This is a genomic window from Streptosporangium sp. NPDC000563 (genome assembly GCF_040299985.1).
Classification (GTDB): domain Bacteria; phylum Actinomycetota; class Actinomycetes; order Streptosporangiales; family Streptosporangiaceae; genus Streptosporangium.
The window spans coordinates 1-26,062 of sequence record NZ_JBEPDA010000008.1; the positions used below are offsets into that span (position 1 = coordinate 1).

Sequence of the window (26,062 nt, forward strand, 5' to 3'; positions counted from 1 at the left end):
TACATTTTGTCTATATTGGGGTGTGGTCTTGGGTTTGACCCCATAACGGCGGGGGGGTGGGTGCCGGTTCCGGCACCCACCCCGCGCGTTTCCCGCCCCGTCCCCTCCTGGGGAACCATCCACGAACCCCACGACCCCGCAAGGGAACCCCATGACCCCGCAAGGGAAAGGAGCGGTGATGGCCCGGTTACCCTTCGACGACGAGCACGCCCCGCTGTACTCCGTCGGCCAGGTCGCCGACATGCTCGAGGTCGAGCAGGCGTTCCTGCGCAGGCTCGACGAGCACGACGTGGTCAGCCCGGCCCGCTCCACCGGCGGCCAGCGACGCTACACCCGCCACGAGATCGGTGACCTGCAGGACGCCATCCGGCTCGTCGGCGAGGGGATGAGCCTCGCCGCCGTACGCCGGATCTTCACCCTGCAGCAGCAGGTCCGCGACCTGCAGGAGGAACTGGCCAGGGAGCGTGCCGCCCGGCAGGAGGAGCGCTCCGCCGAGCGGTAGGACGGGAGGAGCCTGCCAGGGGGCGTGCCGCCCGAGGAGAGGAGCGCTCCACTGAGCGGCAGGGGCGGCAGGATCCGCTCAGCCCTTGATGGCGCCGATGATGACCCCCTTGGTGAAGTGCCGCTGGACGAACGGGTAGACGAACAGCACCGGCAGCAGCGCGAGGACGACGATGGCCATCTGGATGGCCAGGCTCGGCGGTGGTGACTGCCCGGCGATGGTGCCGACGCCGGTCTGGCCGGCGATGAGTGACTGGCCCTGGAGCACGTACTGCCGCAGCACCACCTGCAGCGGCCACTTGGCGCTGTCGTTGAGATAGAGGACGGCGTTGAAGAACGAGTTCCAGTAGCCGACCGCGTAGAACATGCCGATGACGGCGGTGACGCCCTTCGACATGGGCAGCACGATCGTCCGCAGGATGCGGAACTCGCTCGCGCCGTCGATGCGGGCGCTGTCGGTCACCTCGTCGGGGATGTTCATGAAGAACGCCCGCATCACCACCAGGTTGAACGCGGTGACCGCGCCGGGCAGGATGAGCGACCAGTAGGTGTCGATCAGTCCCAGCGAGCTGACCAGCAGATAGTTGGGGATCAGCCCCGGTCCGAACAGGAAGGTGAGCAGGACCAGGAACAGCATCGGCCGGTGCAGCAGCGAGCCGGGCCGCGACAGGCCGTAGGCGGCGAGCACGGTGACGGTGAGGCTGATCGCCGTGCCGACGAGGGTGACGCCGAGGCTCACCATCACCGACCTGGTCACCACGCCGCCCGCGAACAACTCCTGGTAGGCGGCGAAGGACAGCCCGTTCGGCACGGTGACCAGGCCGCCGGCCTCCGTCACCGCCTCCTGGGTGGACAGGCTGGTCAGTACGACCATGTAGATCGGGAAGAGCACGCACGCGACGATGAGCGTGAGGACGAGTCCCTTGAGGAGAGCGCCGACGCGGCTGGGCCGCTCGGCCCAGGGGGGAAGAGTCGTCATGATCGTTTGTAGATTCCCTGCTCGCCGAATCGGTGGGCGACCTTGTTGGCCACCAGGATGAGCACCAGTCCCACCAGGCCCTTCACCAGACCGGCCGCCGCGCCGTAGCTCCACTCGCCGGTGAGCAGCGTGCGCCAGTACACGAACGTGTCCAGCACCTCGGCGGCCTCCCTGCCGACCGCGTCGCGTTGCAGGAAGAACTGCTCGAAGCCGACGTTCAGCGCCTCGCCGAGGCGCAGGATGAGCAGCAGCACGATGACCGGGCGCAGGCCGGGCAGGGTGATGTGCCACAGCCGTCGCCAGCGGCTCGCGCCGTCGACGGCGGCGGCCTCGTAGAGGTTCTGGTTGATGGCGGCGAGCGCGGCGAGGAAGATGATCGTTCCCCAGCCGGCGTCCTTCCAGACCGTCTCCGCCGTGACCAGCACGATGAACGTATCCGGATTTGTCATGATGTCGATGCCGTCGTACCCGTGGTCCCGCAGCGTCTGCGCGAGCAGGCCCGCGCCGCCGAACATCTGCTGGAACAGCGTGACCACCAGCACCCACGAGAAGAAGTGCGGCATGTAGACGATGCTCTGGATGAACAGCCGCAGCCGGGGCCGCACCACGCTGTCCAGGAGCACGGCGAGCAGGATCGGCAGGGGGAAGTAGAAGATCAGCTGAAACGTGGTGATCGTGAGGGTGTTGATCGTCGCGTCCCAGAAGCTCGCGTCGAACATCAGCCAGTGGAAGTTGGCGAACCCCACCCACGGACTGTCCCCGATGCCCACGTACGGCGAGTAGTCCTGGAACGCGATCACGTTGCCGAGCAGCGGGACATAGTGGAACAGGATGAGCAGCCCGATGGCGGGCAGGGTCATCAGCAGCAGCTGCCAGTCACGTTTCAGTCGCGATCCGAAGGGTTGCGGGCGCGCCCGGCTTGTCCTCGGACCCCTTTTGCGGACATCCTTGGAGGTGCCGGCGCCGGCGGGTGAGGTCAGGTCACCCGCCGGCCCGGTCCCTTCGCTGTCTTCGGGGGCGGTCCTAAGCACGGCCGTTGTCCCGGAGGACCTTCATGTAGAACTCGCGGGCCTCGTCCCCGCCGTCCCGCCGCCACTCCGTGACGATCTGCTTGGCGTCGCTCACCGGCCGCCGGCCCCGCATGATGTCGGTGAACTTGTCCTCGGTGGGAACCTGCAGCCCGGAGTACTTCGACGGCTTCTGGATCCTGATCCCGTCGAAAGGACCCTTCTCCAGATACTGGAAGCTCGCGTTCTGCCACTCCATGTTGAGCTTGACGGCGTCGGGGAAGGCCCAGTCCACGTAGATCGGGCGCCCGCCGAGGAAGCCGTAGGTGTAGGCGACCTCCTTGCGGCCGAGGTCGGTCCCTTCAGGGATGCCGTTCGCGTCCCGCTTGAAGTGCTTGCCCTCCACACCGAAGTTGGCGAGCTCGTACTCCTTGGTCCCGTACGGCGCCGCGCACCAGTTGAGGATGGAGATGATCTCCTCCACCCGCTCCTTCGGCAGGCCCTTCTTGACGAAGGTGAAGAGGCCCGCCGCGTTGCCGTGGTACATCAGCGGCGTGCCGCCGTCGTGGGCGAAGACCGGAAAGGCGCCCAGGCCGAACTCGGGGTTCCTGCCGCGGTGCTGCTGCAGGAGCTCCTTCCAGCCGCCCAGTCCGTCGCGGTAGATCAGGATCTGCCCGCTCCCCATCAGCTCCTTCTCGTTGGCGCCCTTGCTGCCGACGACGCTCGGGTGGACCAGCCCTTCCTTGAAGACCTTCCGCATGAACTCCAGCATCGGCTCGAACTCGGGGGTCTCGTACTTGTGGACGAGCTTGCCGCCCTCGTACCGCCACTCCTGCGGGATGCGGAAGGTCGGCCACATCATCTCGTGGATGCTGCCGAACGCCCAGCGTTTGGCCTTGGCGTCGGTGATCTCCTTGCCGAGTTCGAACAGCTCGTCGGCGGTCTTGGGGTTGGTGTTCCAGCCGTTCTTGTCGAACAGGTCCTTGCGGTAGAGCAGCGCGAAGGGATACGGCTCGGTCGGGAACGGCACCGCCATGAGCTTGTCGTTCCAGACCGACCACTGCCACGCGGCGGTCGGCAGGTTGGCCAGCAGCTGGTAGGGCTTGACCTTGTCGCCCTGCAGGTAGGGGGTGAGGTCCTCGAAGGCCTTGTCGACGGCGGTGTTGAAGTCCGCCATCTTGTCGATCTCCCAGCTGGGGATGCACATGATCTCCGGGATGTCCCCGGCGGCGAGCCTGGCGATGACCTTGTCCACGTAGACGTTGCCGTCGGCGATCTGGAACTCCACGGTGGAGCCGATGTCGGCGTTGACGGCCTGGAAGTAGGAGTTGCTCGACAGACCGGGCGGCGGCGGGCCCCACAGCGGGGTCATCGCCTTGTAGGTGCCGCCCCTGCCCGCCTTCTGGGTGAGCGCCGGGAGGGGGGTGGCCGGGTAGGAGGTGAAGCCGCCGCTGACGTCGGGTACCCCGGGATGGGTGGAGATCGTGCCGGGGATGTCGGGCTTGAGCCCGGGGAAGGCGGTGTAGGTGGGGGTGAGGGACGTGAGCTTGTCCGCCGCGGCGGCCGTGGCGCCTCCGCTGCCGGGCCGGGGGCCGCTCGGCGCGGAGCACGCGCCGAGCAGGCCGCCGCCCGCGGTCATCGCGGCGGTGAGCCCCACCAGCCCGAGGAATCCGCGGCGGCTGGTCAACGCGCCCTGGGGAAGGTCGTTCACGGGGCGCTCCCTTCGTTGGTTCGTGGTGGATCGGGGGGGTGTCGTGGAGGATGGCTCCGGGGTAGAATTAGTTCGTCTTTCGACCAAACAAATTAGTCGAGGGTGGCCGCCGCCACAAGGGACCGCCGATCGCGGGGCACGGGGGAGCGGTCACGGATTGGTGAACGATGGGGCATGATGGGGCCAGCCTGGCCGAGCGGGAGCGGGACTCACCTTGATCACATCTACGACTGACCCGCGGCCGGCGGACTTCGCCGACGTGCGGGCCACCAACCTCGCCGTCGTGCTGAGGTTCGTACGCGGGCACGCGCCGTGCTCGCGGGCCGACATCGCGGCGTCCACCGGTCTCAACAAGGCGACCGTGTCGAGCCTGGTCGCCGATCTGATCGACCGCCGGCTGGTCAGGGAGACCGGCCTGACGGAGAACCGCGTCGGCCGCCCCGCCACGATGCTCGTGCTCGACGGCTCGCCGTACGCGGCGATCGGCATCGAGGTGAACGTCGACTACGTCACCGCGGTCGCGGTGGACCTGTCGGGGGAGAAGCTGCTGTCCTGGCGCCGGTCCTTTCCCGGCGCGGCCGGTACGGCGGGCCAGGCGATGGCCACCGTCGCCGGAATCGTCCGCCGGGTGGTGAGCCGGATGGCGAAGGAGGAGCGCCAGGTCCTAGGGCTCACCGTGGGCGTGCCCGGACTGATCGGCACCGACGGCGCCGTGCGCGTCGCCCCCAACCTCGGCTGGCGTGACGCCGACCTCTGCGGCGACCTCACCAAGGCCCTGCGCGACCCGGGCTTCCCCGTGCAGGTCGACAACGACGCCAACCTCGCGGCCCTGGCCGAGCACCGCTTCGGCCCGCACGCGGGGACGGCGAACCTGGTCTACCTCACCGGCGAGATCGGGGTCGGGGCCGGGATCATCCTCGACGGACGGCTGCGCCGCGGGGGCCAGGGATACGGCGGGGAGATCGGTCACATCCAGATCGACCCGCTCGGCGCCGAGTGCCGCTGCGGACGCCTGGGCTGCCTGGAGGCCGTCGCCGGGATCGGCGCCGTGCTGGAACACGCCGCGATCTCGCCCGCCGAGGTCGAGACCGAGCTCGAAGAGGTGGCGCGACTTGCCCGCGTGGGCGACGAGCGCACGCTCGCCGTGCTGAGCACCGTGGGCCACAACCTCGGCAAGGGCGTGGCCCTGCTGGCCAACCTGCTCAACCCCGAGGTGGTCATCCTGGGCGGCTACTACGTGCCGCTCGCGCCGTGGTTGCTGCCCGCGGTGGAGGCGGAGATCGCGGGACGCACGATCGCGCCGGACGCCGGGGGCTGCCGGGTGGTGGCCTCCACACTCGGGTACGGGGCGGCCGCGCTGGGGGGCGCCGCCCGGGTGCTCGACTCCGTGGACGCCGGCCACCTGCCGCGAGTCTCGTGATCCGCGTGCGGCCGGGGGAGTGCCCCGTGGGTCCGAAGGGCCTGCCGCGGGTCTCGCGATCTGGGTGAGGCCGAGGCGGGGTATCGCCCCGGGCGGATCGAAGAACCCGCGGTCCTCGTGATCGGCGTCAGGGCGGACGCCCCGTTGGATTCATGCTGTTTTCAAAGGATCCCCTGACCCGGATCCGAGGTTTTCCGGTCGCCGTCAGGCGTTCTTTCGATCCGGATCCGGGTGGATTCAGGCCGTTTGCCGGGTAACTCTTGACCTCGGCCGCACAGGAGTGCACCCTTCAGGGAAGCTCCGTTCGAAACACGCGCGTAACGAACACCGGGGCGCGCGGGTGACGACGGAGTTTTCCCGGACCGATTATCGAAGCGCTTCGACTGAAGCGCCCTTCCACGCCGGAAAGTCGAAGCGCTTCGACGCTCTCAAAGGGATGGTCCCCGATGAACGAACCGTTCCGTGACCCGGAACTCCCTCTCGCGCGGCGGATCGCGGACCTGCGCGGCAGGCTCACCCTGGAGGAGAAGGTCGGGCTGCTGCACCAGTACCAGCAGCCGGTGACCCGCCTGGGGGTCGGCCCGTTCCGCACCGGCACCGAGGCGCTGCACGGCCTCGCCTGGCTCGGTCCGGCGACGGTGTTCCCGCAGGCGATCGGGCTGGCCAGCACCTGGGACCCCGACCTGGTCCGGCGGGTCGGCGAGGCCACGAGCGACGAGGTCCTCGCCTTCCACCACAAGGATCCGACGGGGGCGGGGCTCAACGTCTGGGCTCCGGTCGTCAACCCGCTGCGCGACCCCCGCTGGGGCCGCAACGAGGAGGGCTACTCCGAGGACCCGTGGCTGACCGGCCTCATGGCGACGGCGTACGCGTCCGGCCTTCGGGGGAGCGATCCCGCGGTGCTGAAGACCGCGCCCACCCTCAAGCACTTCCTCGGCTACAACAACGAGACCGACCGCTGCGTCACCTCCAGCGAGCTGCCGCCCCGGGTGCTGCGCGAGTACGAACTCCCGGCCTACCGGCCCGCGCTGGAGAGCGGCGCCGCGGTCGCCGTGATGCCCTCCTACAACCTGGTCAACGGCCGCCCCGCCCACCTCAGCCCGCTGATCGAGGAGGTGCTGCGGGCATGGGCGCCCGACGACATCCTCGTCGTCAGCGACGCGTACGCGCCGGGCAACCTCACCGGCGCGCAGGGATACCACGACGACCTGCCCGAGGCGTACGCCCACGCGATCAGGGCCGGGCTCGACAGCTTCACCCAGGACGACGACCGTTCCGAGGCCACCCTCGGCCACATCCGCGCCGCGCTGGAGCGCGGCCTGCTCACCGAGGAGGACGTCGACGCCGCCGTGGGGCACGCGCTGTCCGTCCGCTTCCGGCTGGGCGAGTTCGACCCCACCACCCCGTACGACGACATCGACGAGGCGGTCGTCAACTGCCCCGAGCACCAGAGCCTCGCCCGCGAGGCCGCCAGGCGCTCGATCGTGCTGCTGCGCAACGACGGCCTCCTGCCGCTCGACGCCTCGGTGCGCAGGATCGCGGTCATCGGCCAGCTCGGCGACACGCTCATGGAGGACTGGTACTCGGGGACCCTCCCGTACGCCGTCACCGCCCGCGCAGGGCTCGCCGAGCGGTGCGAGACCGTCTTCTGCGAGGCCGTGGACCGGATCACCATCTCGGTGGACGGTGGCGCGGAAGGAACGAACGGCCGTTTCGTCGTCGCCGACCCCGACGGCGGGCCGCTCGGGCTCGGCGGCGAGCCCGACCTGTTCGACCTGTTCGACTGGGGCGGCGGCTGCTACGCCCTGCGGGCCGTGACGACCGGCCGCCACCTGTCCGTCGACGAGAAGGGAGTGCTGGTCAACGACCAGCCGGGTCCCAACGGCTGGGAGGTGCGCCAGACCTTCCGCACCGAGGACCGCCCCCGAGGCGCGCTCGCGCTCCGGCACATCTCCACCGGCCGCTACCTCGCCTTCGACGGTGAGGTCTTCCGTCTCGCCGACGACGCCGACGCCGCGGCCTGGCTCACCGTGGAGCGGGTGGTGAGCGGCGCCGAGGCCGCCGCCGCGCTCGCCGCGACCGCGGACGTGGCCGTGGTGGTCGTCGGCGACCACCCCCTGGTCAACGGCAGGGAGACCGAGGACCGCCTCGACCTCGCGCTGCCCGCCGCGCAGCAGGCCGTGGTGCGGGCGGTGCGCGAGGCGAACCCGAGAACCGTGATGGTGATCAGCAGCGGCTACCCGGTGAGCTGGGACGGCGACGACCCGCCCGCGGTGCTGTGGTCCTCGCACGGGGGCCAGGAGTACGGCCACGCGCTGGCCGAGGTGCTGTTCGGCGACGCCGACCCCGAGGGGAGACTCACCCAGACCTGGTACCGCTCGGCGAGCGAGCTGCCCGACCTGCTCGACTACGACATCATCGCCACCGACGCGACCTACCAGTACTTCAGGGGGACCCCGCTCTACCCCTTCGGGCACGGTCTCGGCTACACCACCTTCGAGTACGCCGACCTGGCCGTCTCGGTGGAGGGCGGCAGGCTCACCGCCTCGGTCACCGTCACCAACACCGGCTCCCGCGAAGGGGTGGAGGTCGTCCAGATCTACACCCGCCAGCGGCGCTCCCGGGTCAAGCAGGCGCTGCGCCACCTGCGCGGCTTCGTCAAGGTGCGTCTCGCCCCCGGCGAGAGCACCCGGGTCGACTGGGGGCTCGACATCGCGGAACTGGCCTTCTGGGACGTCACCAGGGGCCGGTTCGTCGTCGAGGACGCACCCCACAAGGTCATGGTCGGTGGCTCCGCGCGGGACATCCGGCTGTGCGCCCCCTTCCACGTGGACGGCGAGCGGATCCCGCCGCGCGACGCCTTCGCGGGCCCGATCGCCGCCGTGGACCACGACGAGTACGACTCGGTGGCGTTCGTGGACGCGGCCAGGGTCTCGGGCGACGCCGTACGGTCCGCCGCCGAGGGCGCGTGGATCGTGTTCCGCTCGGTCGACCTGGGGGAGGGGGCGCACAGCCGGATGTCCTGCTCGGCCACCGCGACCAGCGCCGAGGGCGGCGTGCTCACCCTGCGCCTGGACGACCCCCTCTACGGGCCCGTCGTCGGCGACCTCCCCGTTCCCCGCGCGGGCCGTTACGACCTCGCCGAGATACGCGCCGGGCTTGCGGAGGCCGGGGGAGTCCACGATCTTTATGTGGTGTTCGAGAACGCGGGGATCACCCTCGCCTCCCTGAGCTTCGGCGCGGTCACGTGAGCGGGCGGGCGGTGACGATCAGCGAGGTCGCCAGGCACGCCGGAGTGGCCGTGAGCACGGTGTCGTACGTGCTCAGCGGGAAGCGCGCGATCTCGGCCGACACCCGGCGCCGGGTGCTCGACAGCGTGCGGGTCCTCGGATACCACCCCAACGCCGGTGCGAGGGCCCTGGCCAGCAAGCGGGCCAACGTCATCGCGCTGGTACTGCCCCTTCGGGCGGGCGTGCACGTCCCGGTGCTGATGCAGTTCGCCACCTCGGTGGTCACCGCCGCGCGCAGGTACGACCACGACGTGCTGCTGCTCACCGCCGACGAGGGCTCCGACGGGCTGCGCAGGGCGGCGGCGAGCGCCCTGGTCGACGGGCTGGTCGTGATGGACGTGGAACTCCACGACAGCCGGGTACCGCTGCTCAGGGATCTCGCCGAACCCAGCGTGCTGATCGGCTTCCCCGCCGACTCGGCCGGCCTCACCTGCGTCGACCTCGACTTCGCGCGGGCGGGCGCGCTCTGTGTGGAGCACCTGGCCGAGCGCGGGCACCGGGAGGTCGCGCTGCTCGGCGCCCCCTCGGTCGTCTACGACCGGGGCACCGGCTTCGCCCGCCGCACCAGGGAGGGCTTCGTCGCGGCCGTGGGCGAGACCGGCCTGACCGGCGTGGCCCTGCCGTGCGAGGAGAACTTCGACCAGGTCTCCGCCACGATCGCCGAGCTCCTCGACAGCAGGCCGGGCCTGTCCGGGCTGGTCGTGCACAACGAGGCCGCGGTCGGTCACGTGCTGGGGGCGCTGCGCCAGTACGGCAGGCGGGTGCCCGGCGACGTCGCCGTGGTGGCGATCTGCCCCGACGACATCGCGGAACGCTCCAGTCCGCCGCTCACCTCGGTGCTGATCCCGGCCGAGGAGGTGGGCCGTCAGGCGGTCCGGCTGCTCATGGAGAAACTCGAAGGCCGCGCCGTCCCCGACGGCACCCTGCTCCAGCCGAGGCTCACCGTCCGCGACAGCACCTGAGGTGCCTTTCGCCGAGGTCCTCGTCGTTCCCGACGGCTCCTGAGGTGCCTTTCGCCGAGGTCCTCGCCATCCACGACGGCATCTGAGGCGCTGCCTTCCGACGGTTTCCCCGCACTCCGAGGTCCCACCGCCCGCGACGGCATCCGAGGCGCCCTGCGCCGAGGTTCTCACCGTCCTCGACGGCTCTTGAGGCGCCCGACCCGGCGGCTTCCCGCCAAGGTCTTCCCGGCGAACCCCCTGTTTCCCCTCAACGGCGACGGGCGCGCTCCCCCAAGGGAAACGCGCCCGCCGGTCTTGCGTGCGTACTGTCCTACCTGTTCGGCTTCTGCCGGGTGTTCCGCGCGGAACGACTACCAGTCGCCGCCGCCGAAGTCACCGCCACCGAAGTCGCCTCCGCCGCCGAAGTCACCCCAGCCCCCACCGCCGAAGTCGCCTCCGCCGCCGAAGTCGGTGGCGCCGCTGCTGTCGCCGCCACCGCCGTAGCCGCCGTAGCCGTAGCCGCCGAAGCCGCCGCTCATCATGCTGCCGATCATCGTGCCGACCAGCATGCCGGTCATGACGTCGCCGAAGCCGCCGTAGTAGCCCTGGGCGTAGGGCTGGTAGGCCGGGCCCGCGTCGTAGTACGGGCGGCGCTGACCGTTGACCATGACCTCGCGCGCCTGCGGCTCGAAGCCGCGCTCGACGGCCTCCGCGTCGGCCGCGCAGGCGGGCACGTCGCGCAGCGCACCGCCGGGCGGGGCCCAGCGCACGTCGCGGACGGAGGGGCCGTGCTGCGGGTTGAAGAAGCACGGGGAGCGTCGCTCGGGCAGCGGCTGGTTGTTGACGCGCGCCTTCACGCAGGCGAGGGCGTAGCGGCCCTCCTCCAGCGCGGTGGTCACGCCACGGAGCTCGTCGGGGCGGTTGACCGCCGCGAGCTCCAGCTTGGCCCGCTCGTAGGAGTCGAGGGCGCGCTGCCAGTCCTGCTGGTGGTCGGCGCCGTTGTTGAGCAGCTTGACGTCGGTGTCGAGGTCGGTGATCTCCTCACCGAACTTGGTGACGTCCTCGTCCACGGTCTGCTTGACCGCGGCCAGCTCGGCGGCCTCGCGCTCCTCGCGCTGCTTCTTCTTCTTGCGGGAGTAGAAGAAGATGCCCGCGCCACCGGCGAGGGCGAGCACCAGGATGCCGACCAGCACGCCCGTGCCGGAGCCGCCGGAAGAGCTGGAGGAAGCGGAGGAGGAGTCGGAGGAGCCGGCCGGGGCACCGCCACCGACGGCCGCCGCGTCGGCCAGCTTGATGAAGTTGATCACGTTGTCGGTCGGGCTGGAGGCGGTCTTCGCCCGCCCGAGCAGCTCGTCGACGTCGACGCCCTTGATGTTGGTGACGCCGAACGGCGTGGTGCCGCTCATCACCAGGACGACGGACTTGGAACCGACGCCCTTGAGGATCGAGCTCAGCAGAGTCCTCGCCTGGGACTGGCTGCCGATCGAGCCCTTGGGCAGCAGTGCCACGTAGACGGAGGAAGTCTCGTCGGCAGCCTTGCGCATGGCGTCGACGGCATCGGTGGGCAGACCCGCAGCGGGATCGGCGTAGAAGTTGTCCCCGTCCGTCAGCTCAGAGACGATCGCACTGGGGTCTGGCGCCGCGGCGTGGGCCGCCGGGGCGATCATGGACATGGCGAGCAGCCCGACGAACAATGCCATGATCATGGCACCGAAACGACCTGGCGCGGCTTTTGTGATGGTCACGGCAGAAAGCCTCCTTCGTCCTGAAGACGAATGAGTGGACGACAGAGTTCCCTACTCATCGACCGTATCCCCTTCAGGGCCGGGTCAGGCGTCCCCCGCCCACCTCGGTAGGGGATCGTCACACTGCCCCTCTCGGCTCGGCACCCGGCCTCGCCCGGTTCGACCCGGTACGCGCCCGCGTCCCCGGCTCGGCGTGCATCCGCGCGGCCCCTCCGGCTCGTGGTCCTTCCGTGAGGGCAAGGCGCTCGCTCGGCGCGCATCCGCGCGGACCCTCTCCGCGCTTACCCGCCCTCGCCTTTCCAGCTCCGCCGGACCGTGCTCCGCAGACCCGGGCCGCCGAACCGTGGACCGCGGGCGCGCTCAGGTGTCCTTGATCTCGCAGATCGTGGCGCCGGAGGAGATGGTCTGGCCGACCGACGCCGCCAGTCCCGTGACGGTGCCCGCCTTGTGGGCGGCGAGCGGCTGCTCCATCTTCATCGCCTCGAGCACGACGATCGTGTCACCGGCCGCGACGGTGTCGCCGTCGGCGACGACGATCTTGACGATCGTGCCCTGCATCGGGCTGATCAGGGAGTCGCCGCTCGCGGCCTTCCCCGCCACCCCGCCGCCGCTCCGGCGCGGGGCCTTCGAGGCCGCGCGGCCCGCCCCCGCGGCGTTGCCGACGGCGAATCCCGAGGGCAGCACCACCTCAAGCCGCTTGCCGCCCACCTCGACGGTGATCCGCTCCCGCTCGGCCGGCTCCCCGGCCGTGCCCGGCTCTCCCTCGTACGGCGGGATCACGGTGTCGAACTCGGTCTCGATCCACCGGGTGTGCACCGAGAACGGCTCGCCCGTGAACGCGGGGTCGTCCACCACGGCCCGGTGGAAGGGCAGCACGGTCGGCATGCCGCCGATCTCGAACTCCGCCAGGGCCCTGCGCGAGCGCTCCAGTGCCTGCCGCCGGGTCGCACCGGTCACGATCAGCTTGGCGACCAGCGAGTCGAAGGACTGCGGGACGGTCATGCCCGCCTCGTAGCCGGCGTCCAGGCGCACCCCGGGACCCGAGGGGGCGCTCATGCTCGTGATCGTGCCGGGGGCGGGCAGGAAGCCGCGCCCGGCGTCCTCGGCGTTGACGCGGAACTCGATCGAGTGGCCGCGCGCCACGGGGTCGCCGTAGCCGAGCTCCTCACCGTCGGCGATGCGGAACATCTCCCGTACGAGATCGATGCCCGCGACCTCCTCGGTCACCGGGTGCTCGACCTGCAGACGGGTGTTGACCTCCAGGAAGGAGATCGTGCCGTCCTGGCCCACCAGGAACTCGCACGTGCCGGCGCCGACGTAACCCGCCTCGCGCAGGATCGCCTTGGAGCTGGTGTAGAGCAGGTCGAGCTGCTCGGGTGACAGGAACGGGGCCGGTGCCTCCTCGACCAGCTTCTGGTGGCGGCGCTGCAGCGAGCAGTCGCGGGTGGACACCACGACCACGGTGCCGTGGGCGTCGGCGAGGCACTGGGTCTCCACGTGCCGGGGCCGGTCCAGGTAGCGCTCGACGAAGCACTCGCCCCTGCCGAAGGCGGTGACGGCCTCGCGGACCGCGCTGTCGTACAGGTCGGGGATCTCCTCCAGGGTGCGCGCGACCTTCAGCCCGCGCCCGCCGCCGCCGTAGGCGGCCTTGATCGCGATCGGCAGGCCGTGTTCGGCGGCGAAGGCGATGACCTCCTCGCTCCCCGAGACCGGATCGGTGGTGCCCGCCACGAGCGGCGCGCCGACCTTCTGGGCGATGTGCCGGGCCTGCACCTTGTCGCCGAGCGCGGTGATCGCGGCCGGCGGCGGGCCGATCCAGGTCAGCCCCGCGTCGATCACGGCCTGGGCGAAGGCGGCGTTCTCGGCGAGGAAGCCGTAGCCGGGGTGCACGGCGTCGGCTCCGGCCTCGGCGGCGACGCCCAGCAGCTTGCCGACGTCGAGGTAGGTCTCCGCGGGAGTCTCGCCGCCGAGCGCGCGGGCCTCGTCCGCGACCCGGACATGGAGCGCGTCCAGATCCTGGTCGGAGTAGACGGCGACGCTGGCCAGCCCGGCGTCCTTGCAGGCACGGGCGATTCGTACGGCGATCTCACCACGGTTGGCGATCAGGACCTTGTGCACCGACGTCGTTCCCTTCAGTACGTGCCAGTACGTGCGGAGGAGAGGACTGGCGGGCCTTCAACGGAGTGTAGGCGTCGCCTGACGGCAAGGGGTGGGTGGGTCCCGCAGTCCTGGTCATGCCCCCGGGTCCCGTTTCCGATATCGCCCCTGCCCCTGCTCTCAGCCCCGGCCCCGGTTTCGACCTCGGTCGTGGTCCTCGTCCCGGTCTCGGCCCCGGCCGGGGCGCGGAGGAGCCCCGCCCGGCCGCTCCCGAGGTCCCGCCCTTCACCGCGATCTCGCATAACAGTCCTATAACCCCTCTGAATTACGAAAAATCACAGCAATGGAGAACGTTTAGCCTCTCGGCCACCGAGGGAACGTCCATAGCCGCTTGGCATAACCCGGGCACCTCTGTGATCCTTGCGCCTATCGTGTTTTCGTTTGGCGACCGACTCTCCCCGACACCGATCCTAAGGAGACTGGCATGAGCCAGAACTTGCTCGGCGGCAATCCCGCGGAAATGCAGCAGATGGCCACCCAGTTCACCCAGCAGGCCGACCAGGTGAGGGCCACCGTGGCCGCCCTCGACCGGGAGGCCGCGAAGGTCGGCACCGCCTGGACGGGGCCCGGTGCCCAGCGTTTCAGCGAGGCCTGGCAGAACTACCGCGCCGCTTTCCAGCGCATGTCCGAGGAACTGTCCGAGGCTTCTCGGGTCATCAACACCTACCGCGGCAATATCGAGTCCGCCACGCGCTAGAAAACGGTCCGCCGAAATGCCCCGTCCCACAAGGGACGGGGCATTTCCGCACTGGACGCATCGGCAGCGGAGAGTGCGCCGGCACGAGGGCCTCTCGTGCGATGACGAACCGTCGTACGACGGCGGCCTCTCATGTGACGGCGGCCTGGATGGGGGTGACCGAGCCCAGGGTCACGAGCAGGCCGCGGCCGGGAGGGCCGCCGACCGCGCCGCGGGGGAGGCGGACGGTGAACAGGTCACCGTCGGCGGGACTCTGGACCGCGAGCAGCAGGCCCGTCCTGCCCTTGCGGGCCTCGGCCGCGAACCCCCGGTAGGCGGTGGTCAGATCGCCGGTGGTGCCGCCGACGAGCAGGCCGTGCTCGCCGTCCCTGCCGCTGCGCAGCACCTGTTCCAGCGCGGTACCCAGGGGGGAGTCGGGGGAGATCAGCTCGGCGTCGTCGACGATCACGACGTAGCGGTCCTGCCCCGCGACGGCCTCGTGCAGGTCGCCGTTCGAGTCCAGCACGGCCAGCACGCCGGGGGTGTCCACCAGCGTGCACAGGGGGCTGCGCCGAGGGGTGACGAGGACCGCGGGGGTGCCGTGGGAGAGCAGCGAGTGGGTGGCGGTCAGCAGGGCCGTCGACCTGCCCGACCTGGGCGGACCGGCGACGACCGCCGCCGGGCCGTGCGCGAGCAGGTCGACGCCGAGCGGTGCCAGCGAGTCGCCTCCCGCGCCGAGCAGCGCCCACAGCGGTGAGGGAGGCCGGAAGGAGGGCACGAGGTCCAGGACCTGCGCGGCGGTGACGCGCATCGGCAGCGCGTCCACCCGCATCGGCGGCTCCGCGGTGATCTTCGGCGCCGAGCGGGCCAGTGCCTGGAGCGTGGCGACCTGCGCCGGTCCCGAGGGGTCGTCGCACAGCAGCGCGATCTGGCTCTCGATCGTGCCGTGCTCGCCGGTGGACAGCGCGCGGCCCGGCGCGAGGGTGGCCGGCAGGTCCTTGATGGACAGCCCGGCCAGGCCGTAGTCGGTGGGGTCGGCCAGCCGCAGGATCAGCCGGTCGTCGAAGACCGTGGAGATCTGCCCGATCAGCGCCGACCTGTCGCCGGTCACCACGGCCCGCAGTCCCACCGCGGGGCCTTCGCGCAGCAGCTGCATCAGCGACTCGATCAGCCGCCCGTAGTCGTACGCCTCGAACGCGGCGACGAACCCCTCCCACCGGTCGAGCATCAGGACCAGCCACGGCAGCCGCGGCCCGTCCTCGGCGGCGCGCAGCTCGGCGAGCGAGGCGTACCCGGCCTCGGCGAGGAGCTGCTGGCGCCGTCCCACCTCCGCGCGGAGCCTGGCCAGCAGCCGTTCCACCCGGTCGAGCTGGTCGCGGGTCACCACCGCCCCGCAGTGCGGCATCGCCACCAGGGGCAGCAGCGATCCCGAGCCGCAGTCGATCGCGTGCAGGTGGACGTCGTCGGGGGAGGCTCCGGCGGCGATCGCCCCGGCCAGCGTGCGCAGCGCGGTGGAGCGACCGCTGCGCGAGGCGCCCGCGACGAGCAGGTGCCCCCCGTGGGCGAGGTCGAGCGCGAGCGCGCGCCGGTCCTGTGCCCAGGGCAGGTCGGTGATCCCGAAGGCGAGCGGCGGCACCTCCTCGACCCCCGCGCGGTACGGCAGGGCGCGGGGCGCGTCATCGGGAAGCACGGGCGTCGCGGGAAGGACGGGGACGGTCACGAGGTCGGGGAGCGGTTCGAGCCAGGGACTCGGCTGCTCGGCGACCCCGTCCAGGCGGGCCGCCTCGACCAGGGCGTCGACGAGCAGGGAGAGGTCGGTGACGTGGCCGCTCTCGGCCCCGGCGTGGACCGGCCTGGGCCGTCCCAGGGCCTGCCAGCCGACCTCCGTCACCCGTACCCTCACCTCGCCTCCTGAGGCGCCGGGACTCCGGCCGCCGATCCGCGCGGTCTGCACGGACGTCGCCGCTCCCGCGCCCGACTTCACGTAGCAGCGGCCGGGCGCGGACTTGGGGATGTACGAGGCGTCGGGGCGGTCGATGACGTCGGCCGACTCCGACGCCTCGGTGACCCGCAGGGCGATCCGCAGGGAGGTGTTGGCCTGGATGTCGGCGGTCACCACACCGCCGGGCCGCTGGGTGGCGAGGATGAGGTGGATGCCCAGCGAGCGTCCCCGCCTGGCGATGTCGACCAGCCCGGTCATGAAGTCGGGCAGCTCGCTCACCATGGCCGCGAACTCGTCGATGACCAGCACCAGCCGGGGCAGCGGCGGCGGGGGCTCCAAGGACGCAGAGGTCGCCGAGGCCGCCGAGGCCGCTGTGCGCCCGCGCAGCGGCCTGACCTGGGGGCCGCCTCCGGCGACGAGCAGGTCGCGGGAGGCGCGGGCGGTGCGGGTGTCGCGCAGCTCGTGGTAGTCCTCGATGTCCTTCGCCCCCGCGGCGAGCAGCAGCCGCTCGCGGCGGCGGATCTCCGCGGCGAGCGAGGCGAGGGCCCGCTGGGTGAGGTGGCCGTCGAGGTCGCTCACCATGCCGACGGTGTGCGGCAGCCGCACGCACTCCTTGAACGCGGCGCCGCCCTTGTAGTCGATGAGCACGAACGTCATCTCGTCCGGCCGGTTCGCCACCGCGAGCGAGGAGATCAGGGTCTGCAGCAGTTCCGACTTGCCCGCGCCCGTGGTTCCCGCGATGAGCGCGTGCGGCCCGTCCCTGCGCAGGTCGACGGAGAACGGCCCCTCGGGGCCCACGCCCACCACGGCCTCGGTGGCCCGTCCCCAGCGCCCGGTCAGGGCCGCGCCGGAGAGCGAGGGCAGCTCCAGCAGGTCCAGCAGCCGCGCGGAGTCCGGCAGGGCGAGTCCGGCGTCGTCGCGGCTGACGTCGCGGATCGGTGCCATCGAGCGGGCCAGCCTGTCGCACCAGGCGGACGTCACCTGGTCGGCGAGGATCTCGCCGAGGTCGTCCAGGCCGCCGCCGCGCAGCCGCACCGTGCCGTCGGCCTCCACGGCGGCGACGGTGGCGCACTCCTCGGGCAGCAGTCGCTGGTCGCCGTCGACGGCCAGGGTGTGGACGCCCGCCCTGGGCCCCTGGCGCAGCACCTGGGGCATGCCGGGCAGGGCGCGCAGCGCCTGCGCGCCGTCGAGCACGACCAGCACGTCGTAGGGACGCTCGTCGTAGACGGGGGCGGCGTACAACTGGTCGGCGCCGGTGCCCGCGCCGCCGCCCAGGTCGCCCCAGCCGGCCGGGATGCGGCCCAGCTTGGCCGCGGGACCCGCGGCGGCGTCGTCGCCGAGGCGCTCGTCGATCAGCGCGGCGAGCTCGCTCACCCGGCGGGCCGCGCTCTCCGGATCGGCGCCGACCAGGGCCACGCAGTCCTCGCCGCCGCGCGGGGCGCAGTGCGGCAGCCAGCGGACCCAGTTCCAGCGTTCCTCGCCGTCGCCGTGCGCGGACAGGACGACGATCGCCAGGTCGCGCGGACTGTGCAGGGCGGCGGCCTGGCCGACCAGCCAGCGCGCCACCCCCGCCGTCGTGTTCCTCGGCCCGGTGAGGCCGGCGACGCCCAGGCGGCGCATGGCCAGCGCCACCGGTACCGCCTGGCAGGTGGGCGGGGCGGGCAGCGGGGCGTCGGCCGGTGCGGAGCGCTCGGGGGTGAACTCAAGGTCGGCGGGGAGGTCGGCGAGGCCGACCCGCAGCCGCAGCGCGTCGGGGTCGTGGTCGCGCCGCTCCCAGAGCCGCCGCCGGGGGCCGGTCACGGTGAGCAGCACCTCGGCGGGGTCGGGCGCGGCGGCGCGGCGGGCGGTCTCGTCGTCGGCGCGCGCCCGGTCCACGGCCGCCTCGAAGACCTCCAGCCGCTGTTTGTACTCCTTGAGCTGCCGGCGGTACTGCTTGCGGCCGTGCCGCCTGTCGCTCCACCACTGGCCGATCATGATCAGTGGTGTCATGAACGCGAACAGCAGGAAGTACGGCGATTTGAGGGCGATGGCGAGGCCCACGCCCAGCGCGGCGGGCAGGAACGCGGTGAGCAGCTGCAGCCGCATCGTCTCCGCCCGCCTGGGCTCGGCCGGGACCTCGAAGCGCCGCGCGCCGCCCGGCGGCCGGAACCTGGGCGGCCGGTTGTAGGCGAGCCCGCCGTCGGGTTGCGCGTCCAGGTGGGCGTCGGGCGGCTCCACCGCCTTGAGGGTGAGCACGGTGCCGCCGCAGCTCAGCAGGGCGTGTTCCGGCCAGGGCAGCGGGCCTTCCAGGGGGTCGCGGCCCAGCAGGGGCGCCGTGCCCTCCCCGGGTTCCACGGTGATGGCGTCCGGGGTGAGCCGTACCACCGCGGCCCGCGCGGGCAGCCGGGGGTCGGCCACGGAGACCGAGCAGGCGGGGTCGGAGCCTATGGTGTGCACGCCCAGGCTGAGGCGGTGCACGGAGCCCGCGGCGGGTCCGCCGACCACCCGGATCTCCACGATCCCGCCGGGTTCCTCGGCGAGGGTGGCCGTCGCGAGGGAGCGGTCGAGGGTGACGAGGTCGCCGTCGCGGAGCAGGCCGAGCGCGGGGGCGGCGGGGTCGAGGGGGCGGCCGTCCATCCACAGCGTCGGGGGCTCGGCCCCGGCGGAGTCGCGATCCAGCCCGTACGGGGCCTTGCTGCGCGTCAGCCGCACCACGTTGCTCGGTCGCTCGCCGCCCTGGCCCGCCAGGGACTCCGCGAGTCGTGCCACCGTGGTCGTCTCGTCGCCCTCGACCACGACATCGCGGTCGGCGTGCTCGCTGAGCACGGTGAGCATGATTCGCATCGCCGCTCTCCTCGGGTCGGGCCGCGGGTCCACCGTACAGAGGGAAAACCATCCCGGTGGGAGTGTTCGCGGCAATGTGGTGACTCACCGCCGGTATGTGGAAAACGGTAAAGCCTGTGGATAACCGCCTGGGGATGATGGCCGGTTATACCGTCTCAAGTGGGCATTTGTCGCTGCGGAGGCTTCGGGGCGGTGACCTGCTCGTGATGCGGGGCTGTGGAAAACCTGTTCGGAGAACCGGGGGGAAGTCGCGCGCTCCGCTCCGGATCCGGAAACCGGCGGCATCCCCTTGCGCGGCGGGCATGCCGGACACGGGAATGAGGGGTGAAAAAGCTGGGGTGATTGGTGCGAGAGTTAATTACCGTCCATATCACCCGGATAAGCCTCCCGTCAGCTAGCCAAACGGACATCTTCTTCTGAAGTGGCGTTGACAGCGGTGTTCCTATCAAACGAGCATGGGTCCTGGCTTTTGTCCTACAGCCCGTCCGCATGGTGCGCATAATGGCGTAAATTCGACCAGTAGTTCCCCATATTTTGATCACTCTGGGAGTCCCCCTAACCCATGAGGACCAGTGAGAAGCCAACGGGCCGCGTCCCGGTGAACGCCGAGCGTCAGACCTCGGCGGGCGCCCTGTCGGGTCCGGCGTCGCGCAAGCTCCCCGTGCCCCCACGCGAGCGCAAACCCGCCCTCGCCGCCCTCGCCGTCCTCCTCATCCTGGGCGGCGCCCTCGCCACCACGCTGCTCGTCCTGCGCAGCGGCGACCGCGTCTCGGCGATCGCCGTCTCCCAGCAGATCGGCGCCGGACAGCCCTTCACCGAGGCGATGCTCAAGGAGGTCCAGATCGCCGACACCGGCATCGGCTACGTGGCCTGGTCCCAGCGCGCCCGCGTCACCGAGAACTTCGCCCGCGTCACCCTCCTGCCCGGCACGCTCCTCACCCGCGACATGGTGGTCTCCTCCAGCAGGGAGCTCGGCCCGGGCAAGGCCCAGGTCGGCCTCGCGCTCAAACCCGGCCAGACACCGGGCACCCTGGAGCGCGGCGACCGGGTCCAGGTCGTCCACGTGCCGAGCAAGGGCAGTGGCGCCGACCGGGAGAGCCGGGTGCTGGCGCAGAGCGCCCTCGTCCACCAGATCGGCACGCCGGGCAGGACGGGGGCGAACGGCCTGGTCACCATCATCGTGGACAGCTCCGTCTCACCGCAGATCGTCGCGTACGCCTCCGCGGGTGAGATCGCCCTCGCCGAGCTGCCGGGAGCGCGCTGACGTGGCGCTCATCGTGCTGGCCGCCGACAAGGGCGCGCCCGGCGTGACCACGGCGGCCACCGCGCTCGGCGCGATCTGGCCGCGTCCGGTGCTGCTCGCCGAGTGCGACCCGGCGGGCGGCGACCTCGCCTACCGCCTGCCCGCCGCCGACGGCGGCGTGCTCAACCCCGCGCGCGGACTGCTCACCCTGGGGGCCACGGCCCGCAGGGGCCTGCACCCCGACCAGATCCACGAGCACACCCAGAAGATCGTCGGTGGTCTGGACGTGCTGGCCGGGCTCACCCACGGCGAGCAGGCGTCCGGGCTGACCTGGCTCTGGGGTCCGCTCGGCCGGGCGCTGGCCACACTGCCCGACGCCGACGTGCTCGCCGACTGCGGGCGTCTCGGCGGACACCCGCAGCTCGCCGAGCTGACCGCTGAGGCCGCGCTGGTGGTGCTGTTCACCAGGGCGAGCCTCGACCACGTCGCCCACCTGCGCGAACGCCTGCAGATCATGCCGCGCGAGCCCCAGGTGGGCGTGGTGGTGATCGCCGACCCCCGCCAGTACCGCACGACCATCGACGAGGTGCGCCGGATCGTCGCGGGCACCGGCAGGCACATCGCCTTCGTGAGCGGGCTCGCGCACGACCCCAAGGGCGCCGAGCTGCTGCGCGGCCAGTGGGGCGGACGTCTGGACCGCTCCCTGCTGATCCGCACCGCCAGGGAGCTGGGCGGCCGTCTCGACGCCCAGCTCCGCGCCCAGGAGTCGGCGGAGTCGGCCTTCCGCGCACGGGAGCAGGCCGCACGCTCGCCGGTCAAGCCCGCCGAGCCCGTCGAGCCTTCGAGCGGAGCGAGGCCGTGACCATCGACCACACGCTGGTGAAGCGTTTCCGGCAGGACGTCGGCGACAGGCTCGCCCACCAGCGCCGCCTCGACCAGGCGAGCGGCCTGCCACCGATGAGCGGCGAGGACGAGCGTCAGTTCGCCCGCGCGCTGATCGCCCAGATCCTGGAGGAGTTCGCCCGCGGCGAGATCGGCGTCGGCAGGACGCCGCCCACCGCCGAGGAGGAGGAGGCGCTGGCCGCGGGGATCCACGCGGCCCTGTTCGGCGTCGGCCGCCTCCAGCCGCTGCTCGACGACCCCGAGGTCGAGAACATCGACATCAACGGCTGCGACCGGGTGTTCGTCGGCTACGCCGACGGCCAGGAGCTCATGCGCGAGCCGGTGGCCGAGTCCGACGAGGAGCTGGTCGAGCTGATCCAGATCCTCGCCGCCTACAGCGGTCTGTCCAGCAGGCCGTTCGACACCGCCAACCCCCAGCTCGACCTGCGCCTGCCCGACGGCTCCCGGCTCTCGGCCGTGATGGACGTGACGGTGCGCCCGTCCATCTCCATCCGCCGTTCCCGGCTGGGCAAGGTGTTCCTCAGCGACCTCGTGGGAAACGGCACCCTCACCCCCGAGCTGGGACGGTTCCTCGCGGCCGCGGTGGCGGCGAGGAAGAACATCATGATCTCCGGTTCGACGAACGCGGGGAAGACGACCCTGCTGCGCGCGCTCGCCAACGAGATCCCGCCGTCCGAACGCCTCATCACCGTCGAACGCGCGCTGGAACTCGGCCTCGACCAGTTCTCCGAGCTGCACCCCAACGTGGTCGCCTTCGAGCAAAGGCTCCCCAACTCCGAGGGCCAGGGCGAGATCAGCATGGCGGAGCTGGTCCGCCGCTCCCTGCGGATGAACCCGTCCAGGGTGATCGTCGGTGAGGTCCTCGGCGACGAGATCGTCACCATGCTCAACGCGATGACCCAGGGCAACGACGGCTCGCTGTCGACCATCCACGCCAACTCCTCGATGGAGGTCTTCAACCGCATCGCCACCTACGCCCTCCAGGCCTCGGAGCGCCTGCCGATCGAGGCCACCCACATGCTCATCGCCGGCGCGATCGACTTCGTGGTGTTCATCGAGAAGCGCAACGACTACGCGGTGGGCGGCAGGCTGCGCCGCTTCGTGTCGAGCGTGCGCGAGGTGGCCGGGGTGGACGGGCGGGTGCTCTCCTCCGAGGTGTTCGCGACGGCGCCCGACGGCCGGGTGACACCGCACGCTCCGCTGTCGTGCCTGGAGGAGCTCGCCCACTTCGGCTACGACCCGGGAGGCTGGACATGACCTCCCTGCCTCCGGGCCTGTTCGACCCGCTGGTGCTGCTCTCCGGCCTCGCGCTCGGCGCCGGGCTCTTCCTGCTCTTCCTCTCCCTGTACGGGGTGCCCGTCCGGCCGGCCACCCCCGGCAGGTCGGCGGGCAGGCGCGAGTTCCTGCGCGCGCTGTCCACCCGGTCGGCGGTGGGGGTCATCGCCGGGGTGCTCGTGCTCGTGGTGACCGGGTGGCCGGTCATGGCGGTGGGGGCCGTGCTCCTCGCGCTGGCCTGGCGCGGCCTGTCCGGCGGCGCCGCGGAGGAACGGACCGCGATGCGGCGGCTGGAGGCCCTGGCCGCCTGGACCGAGTCGCTCCGCGACACCATCGCCGGGGCGTCCGGGCTGGAACAGGCGATCCCGTCCTCGATCCGGGCGGCCGCCCCCACCCTGCGCCCGCACCTGCGGTCCATGGTCGACCGCCTGCACACCAGGATGGCGCTGCCCGACGCGCTCAGGCTCTTCGCCGACGAGCTCGACGACCCCTCGGCCGACCTGGTCGTGGCCGCCCTCATCCTCAACTCCAAGCTGCGCGGCCCCGGCCTGCGCGACGTGCTCGGCGCGCTGGCCGTGTCGGCCCGCGAGGAGCTCGACATGCGCCGCCGGGTCGAGGCCGAGCGCCGCTCCACCCGTCGCAGCGTGCAGATCGTGGTCGGTACGGCCCTCGCCTTCGCCGTCATGCTCGTCGTGTTCAACCCCTCCTACGTCGAGGAGTACGACAACACGCTCGGCCAGGCGGTGCTCGTGGTGGTCGCCGGATTCTTCGGCGCCGGATTCGCCTGGATGCGCCGCCTGGCCCGCTTCGACAAGCCCGCCCGCCTGCTCGGCCTGCCCTCCGGAGGCGAGGTGCGCGATGACTGAGGCGCTGCTCGCGGGATCGGTGCTCGGGATGGGCCTGTTCCTGCTGCTGCGGGCGCTGTTTCCGGCCCGTCCCGGGCTGGTGACGCGCCTGATGGCGCTCGACGCCGCCAGGGAGGGCACCGACGCGCCCCGCGCGCGGCTCATCCTGCCCGACGAGGAGGTGAGCGCGTTCCGGCGCGGCCTGGGGGAGCGGATGGCCCGCTTCTACGCCGCACGGGGCTGGGAGGCCCGCTCGGCGAGAGCCGACCTCGCGCTGCTCGGCAGGTCGTTCGAGGGCTTCCTCGCCACCAAGGTGCTGCTCGCGGTCTCCGGGCTGCTGGCGTTCCCGCTGCTGGTCGGCTGGCTGGTGCTGATGGGGTGGGGCCTGTCCCTCACCGTCCCGCTGTGGGCGGCGCTCGTGGTCGCCGGAGTCTTCTTCGTCCTGCCCGACCTGCAGGTCAAGCGGGACGCCGCGCGGATGCGCCGCGACTTCCGGCACGTCGTCGGCTCCTTCCTCGACCTCGTCGCGATGAACCTGGCGGGCGGGCGAGGGGTGCCCGAGGCGTTGATGATGGCGGTCTCGGTGGGCAGCCCCGGTCCCGACGAGGACGGGGCCAACTGGGCGATGTCCCGCATCCGCGAGGCGCTCGGCAACGCCAGGATCGTCGGCATCACCCCCTGGCAGGCCCTCGGCCAGCTCGGTGACGAGATCAACGTCGACGAGCTGCGCGACCTGTCCGCCGCCCTGGGGCTGGTCGCCGACGACGGTGCCAAGGTCCGCGCCTCCCTCACCGCCCGCGCCGCGACCATGCGGCGCCGGGAGCTCGCCGAGATCGAAGGGCAGGCGGGTGAGCGTTCCCAGTCGATGCTCGTCGCCCAGCTCCTGCTCTGCGCGGGTTTTGTGATCTTTCTGAGTTTTCCGGCCGCTATGAAGATGTTGGGGTCCTGACCATGCTGAGCCATCCGTGGATCGTCTACGCGGTCGCCGTTCTGAGCGTCCGGATCGAGAAGGCGCGCAGCGCCCCCACCCGGGGCGCCTCCGCCGTCGAATGGGTCATCATCACGGCCATCATCGCCGGGGTGGCGCTCGGGCTCGCCACCCTCATCAAGGGCCTCGTCGAGGGCAAGCAGGCCGAGATCTCCAACCAGTTCGGCGGCGGGGGCGGCGGGGGCGGGGGCGGCGAACTTGGAGACCCGTGAGCGCGCGCGACGCCGCACCCGAGGAGCCCGGGAGGACCGGGAGGACAGGGACGGCGAGCGCGACCGGGAGGGCGGCGCGCGCCCCGGCACCGGGGACCGTACCGGCGAGCGCGGCGCCACGGTCGTCGAACTGGCGATCATCATGCCGGTGGTGCTGGTCGTCGTCCTGCTCATCGTGCAGTCCGCGCTGTGGTTCCACGGACGCCAGATCGCCGACGCCGCGGCGAGGGAGGGGGCGCGGCTCGCCAGGGTCGACTCCGAGTCCTGGCAGCAGGACGCCGAGTCCCGCGCCCAGGAGCTGATCCGCACCATCGGCCCGAAACTTCTCGAAGGCGCCACGGTCACCGCCTGGGAGGAGGGCGACCAGCGGGGTGTCGAGGTGAGTGCCTCGGCGGTCCAGGTCGTCCCGCTGCTGCCGTCCACCACGTTCACCGTCACCGCGCGCTTCGGCGGTCCCATCGAGTGCTTCCGTCCCGACGACGGGAGCGAAGGATGCGAGTGATCCCCTTGACGTCCGGCGGGGACAGGAACGAGCGCGGGTCGCTCAGCACCGAGACGGTGCTGCTCGCCCCGGTCTTCCTGCTGTTCCTGCTCTTCCTGGTGGGCGCGGGAAGGGTGGTCGAGGCCCAGGGCGAGGTCAACGGCGCCGCCAGGGACGCCGCCAGGGCCGCCTCCGTCGAGCGCACCCTGGCCGACGCCGAGGCCGCCGCGGACGAGGCGGCCCGCGGAGCACTGTCGGGCGAGTGCGAGCCGCAGGTCAGCCTGTCCGGCACGACCTGGGAGGAGGGCGGCCAGGTCCACGCCGAGGTGACCTGCTCCCTGGACCTGGACTTCCTGGGCTTCGGGGCGGCCAAGGACATCAAGGGCGACTCGGTGGTCCCGCTGGAGCAGTTCAGGAGGGTCGAGGAGTGAACCCCGCGCACCCGTCTCCTCCCGCCGCGCCCGGCGAGCGGGGGTCGATGTCGATCTTCACGGTGATCTTCTCGGTGGTGGTGTTCCTGCTGGCCGGGCTGCTCGTCGACGGCGGGGCCGCCATCAACGCCCGGCTGCGGGCGGCCGACGTCGCCGAACAGGCCGCCAGGGCCGCCGCCGACCAGATCGACGTCGAGCACCTGCGTTCCACCGGCCAGGCCCGGCTGCTGGGGGAGGGGGAGTCCTGCGGGCAGGCCGAGGAGATCGTCTCCGCTCACGGCGGCGGCGACGTACAGCTCACGGAATGCACCCTCGGCGGCGGTCAGGGCGAGGTCACCGTGAGCGTCTCCGTCACCTGGAAGGCGTTCTTCCTGGCCGCCTTCGGCTTCCCCGGTTCGGAGATGGAGGCCGAGGCCACGGCCGGGCCGGACGTCGGGGAAGAGCAATTGCCGTGAATCGCCGGCCCACCGGTTGACCGAGGACGAATCCGAA

General features: G+C 71.7%; 20 protein-coding genes. 14 read left to right on the top strand and 6 right to left on the bottom strand.

The features are described from left to right. Positions 1-178: 178 nt before the first annotated feature. A complete protein-coding gene (locus ABT352_RS20110) occupies positions 179-502 on the top strand; it encodes a MerR family transcriptional regulator (RefSeq protein WP_350946384.1) in 324 nt (107 codons plus the stop codon). Between the two features lie 78 nt (positions 503-580). Here ABT352_RS20110 and ABT352_RS20115 read toward each other — a convergent pair whose 3' ends face one another. Genes ABT352_RS20115 through ABT352_RS20125 form a run of 3 tightly spaced genes read right to left on the bottom strand, consistent with a single transcriptional unit; the run spans position 581 to position 4,198 of the window. Continuing rightward, positions 581-1,480, bottom strand: coding sequence for a carbohydrate ABC transporter permease (locus tag ABT352_RS20115; RefSeq protein ID WP_350946385.1), 900 nt, complete (start codon positions 1,478-1,480; stop codon positions 581-583). Beyond that, positions 1,477-2,511, bottom strand: coding sequence for an ABC transporter permease (locus ABT352_RS20120; protein WP_502992877.1), 1,035 nt, complete (start codon positions 2,509-2,511; stop codon positions 1,477-1,479). The genes ABT352_RS20115 and ABT352_RS20120 overlap by 4 nt, the downstream gene beginning before the upstream one ends. Continuing rightward, entirely contained in the window at positions 2,504-4,198 is a 1,695-nt protein-coding gene (locus ABT352_RS20125) for an extracellular solute-binding protein (RefSeq protein ID WP_350946386.1), read from the bottom strand. Before ABT352_RS20125 ends, ABT352_RS20120 begins: the two co-directional genes overlap by 8 nt. A gap of 214 nt (positions 4,199-4,412) precedes the next feature. On the opposite strand from ABT352_RS20125, the gene ABT352_RS20130 reads away from it, so the two are divergent. The 3 genes from ABT352_RS20130 (at position 4,413) to ABT352_RS20140 (ending at position 9,870) form a co-directional block, all read left to right on the top strand. Further along, positions 4,413-5,618, top strand: coding sequence for an ROK family protein (locus ABT352_RS20130; RefSeq protein WP_350946387.1), 1,206 nt, complete (start codon positions 4,413-4,415; stop codon positions 5,616-5,618). A 446-nt stretch (positions 5,619-6,064) separates the two neighbouring features. Beyond that, entirely contained in the window at positions 6,065-8,869 is a 2,805-nt protein-coding gene (locus ABT352_RS20135; RefSeq protein WP_350946388.1) for a glycoside hydrolase family 3 C-terminal domain-containing protein, read from the top strand. An 11-nt stretch (positions 8,870-8,880) separates the two neighbouring features. Then, the gene (locus tag ABT352_RS20140; protein ID WP_350946389.1) at positions 8,881-9,870 is read left to right on the top strand and encodes a LacI family DNA-binding transcriptional regulator; all 990 of its coding nucleotides are present in this window, start codon (positions 8,881-8,883) and stop codon (positions 9,868-9,870) included. A gap of 350 nt (positions 9,871-10,220) precedes the next feature. Here ABT352_RS20140 and ABT352_RS20145 read toward each other — a convergent pair whose 3' ends face one another. Then, complete coding sequence (locus ABT352_RS20145; RefSeq protein ID WP_350946390.1) at positions 10,221-11,594, bottom strand: hypothetical protein; 1,374 nt, start codon at positions 11,592-11,594, stop codon at positions 10,221-10,223. 360 nt (positions 11,595-11,954) lie between these two features. After that, positions 11,955-13,712, bottom strand: a complete 1,758-nt coding sequence (locus ABT352_RS20150; protein WP_350946391.1) for an acetyl/propionyl/methylcrotonyl-CoA carboxylase subunit alpha — start codon at positions 13,710-13,712, stop codon at positions 11,955-11,957. 463 nt (positions 13,713-14,175) lie between these two features. Here ABT352_RS20150 and ABT352_RS20155 point away from each other — a divergent pair, with 463 nt between their 5' ends. Beyond that, a complete protein-coding gene (locus tag ABT352_RS20155) occupies positions 14,176-14,448 on the top strand; it encodes a WXG100 family type VII secretion target (RefSeq protein WP_350946392.1) in 273 nt (90 codons plus the stop codon). Positions 14,449-14,578: 130 nt separating this feature from the next. On the opposite strand, the gene ABT352_RS20160 is transcribed toward ABT352_RS20155, so the two are convergent. After that, entirely contained in the window at positions 14,579-19,192 is a 4,614-nt protein-coding gene (locus ABT352_RS20160) for a type VII secretion EssC family protein (RefSeq protein ID WP_350946393.1), read from the bottom strand. A 562-nt stretch (positions 19,193-19,754) separates the two neighbouring features. Between ABT352_RS20160 and ABT352_RS20165 the strand changes: the two genes are divergently transcribed. From ABT352_RS20165 to ABT352_RS20205, 9 genes are read left to right on the top strand one after another with little or no spacing between them, the layout of a single operon-like run. Beyond that, complete coding sequence (locus ABT352_RS20165; RefSeq protein ID WP_350946394.1) at positions 19,755-20,456, top strand: CpaB family protein; 702 nt, start codon at positions 19,755-19,757, stop codon at positions 20,454-20,456. A 1-nt stretch (position 20,457) separates the two neighbouring features. After that, positions 20,458-21,297, top strand: coding sequence for a CpaE/TadZ family protein (locus ABT352_RS20170; RefSeq protein ID WP_350946395.1), 840 nt, complete (start codon positions 20,458-20,460; stop codon positions 21,295-21,297). Next, positions 21,294-22,595, top strand: coding sequence for a TadA family conjugal transfer-associated ATPase (locus tag ABT352_RS20175; RefSeq protein WP_350946396.1), 1,302 nt, complete (start codon positions 21,294-21,296; stop codon positions 22,593-22,595). The genes ABT352_RS20170 and ABT352_RS20175 overlap by 4 nt, the downstream gene beginning before the upstream one ends. Further along, complete coding sequence (locus ABT352_RS20180) at positions 22,592-23,479, top strand: type II secretion system F family protein (RefSeq protein WP_350946397.1); 888 nt, start codon at positions 22,592-22,594, stop codon at positions 23,477-23,479. Before ABT352_RS20175 ends, ABT352_RS20180 begins: the two co-directional genes overlap by 4 nt. After that, entirely contained in the window at positions 23,472-24,407 is a 936-nt protein-coding gene (locus ABT352_RS20185; RefSeq protein ID WP_350946398.1) for a type II secretion system F family protein, read from the top strand. Before ABT352_RS20180 ends, ABT352_RS20185 begins: the two co-directional genes overlap by 8 nt. A gap of 2 nt (positions 24,408-24,409) precedes the next feature. Beyond that, positions 24,410-24,658: a hypothetical protein gene (locus ABT352_RS20190; protein WP_350946399.1), complete on the top strand. Its 249-nt coding sequence runs from the start codon at positions 24,410-24,412 to the stop codon at positions 24,656-24,658. Further along, positions 24,645-25,160, top strand: a complete 516-nt coding sequence (locus tag ABT352_RS20195; RefSeq protein WP_350946400.1) for a TadE/TadG family type IV pilus assembly protein — start codon at positions 24,645-24,647, stop codon at positions 25,158-25,160. The genes ABT352_RS20190 and ABT352_RS20195 overlap by 14 nt, the downstream gene beginning before the upstream one ends. Next, entirely contained in the window at positions 25,157-25,570 is a 414-nt protein-coding gene (locus ABT352_RS20200; RefSeq protein ID WP_350946401.1) for a TadE/TadG family type IV pilus assembly protein, read from the top strand. Before ABT352_RS20195 ends, ABT352_RS20200 begins: the two co-directional genes overlap by 4 nt. After that, entirely contained in the window at positions 25,567-26,025 is a 459-nt protein-coding gene (locus tag ABT352_RS20205; protein WP_350946402.1) for an Rv3654c family TadE-like protein, read from the top strand. Before ABT352_RS20200 ends, ABT352_RS20205 begins: the two co-directional genes overlap by 4 nt. Positions 26,026-26,062 lie beyond the last annotated feature (37 nt).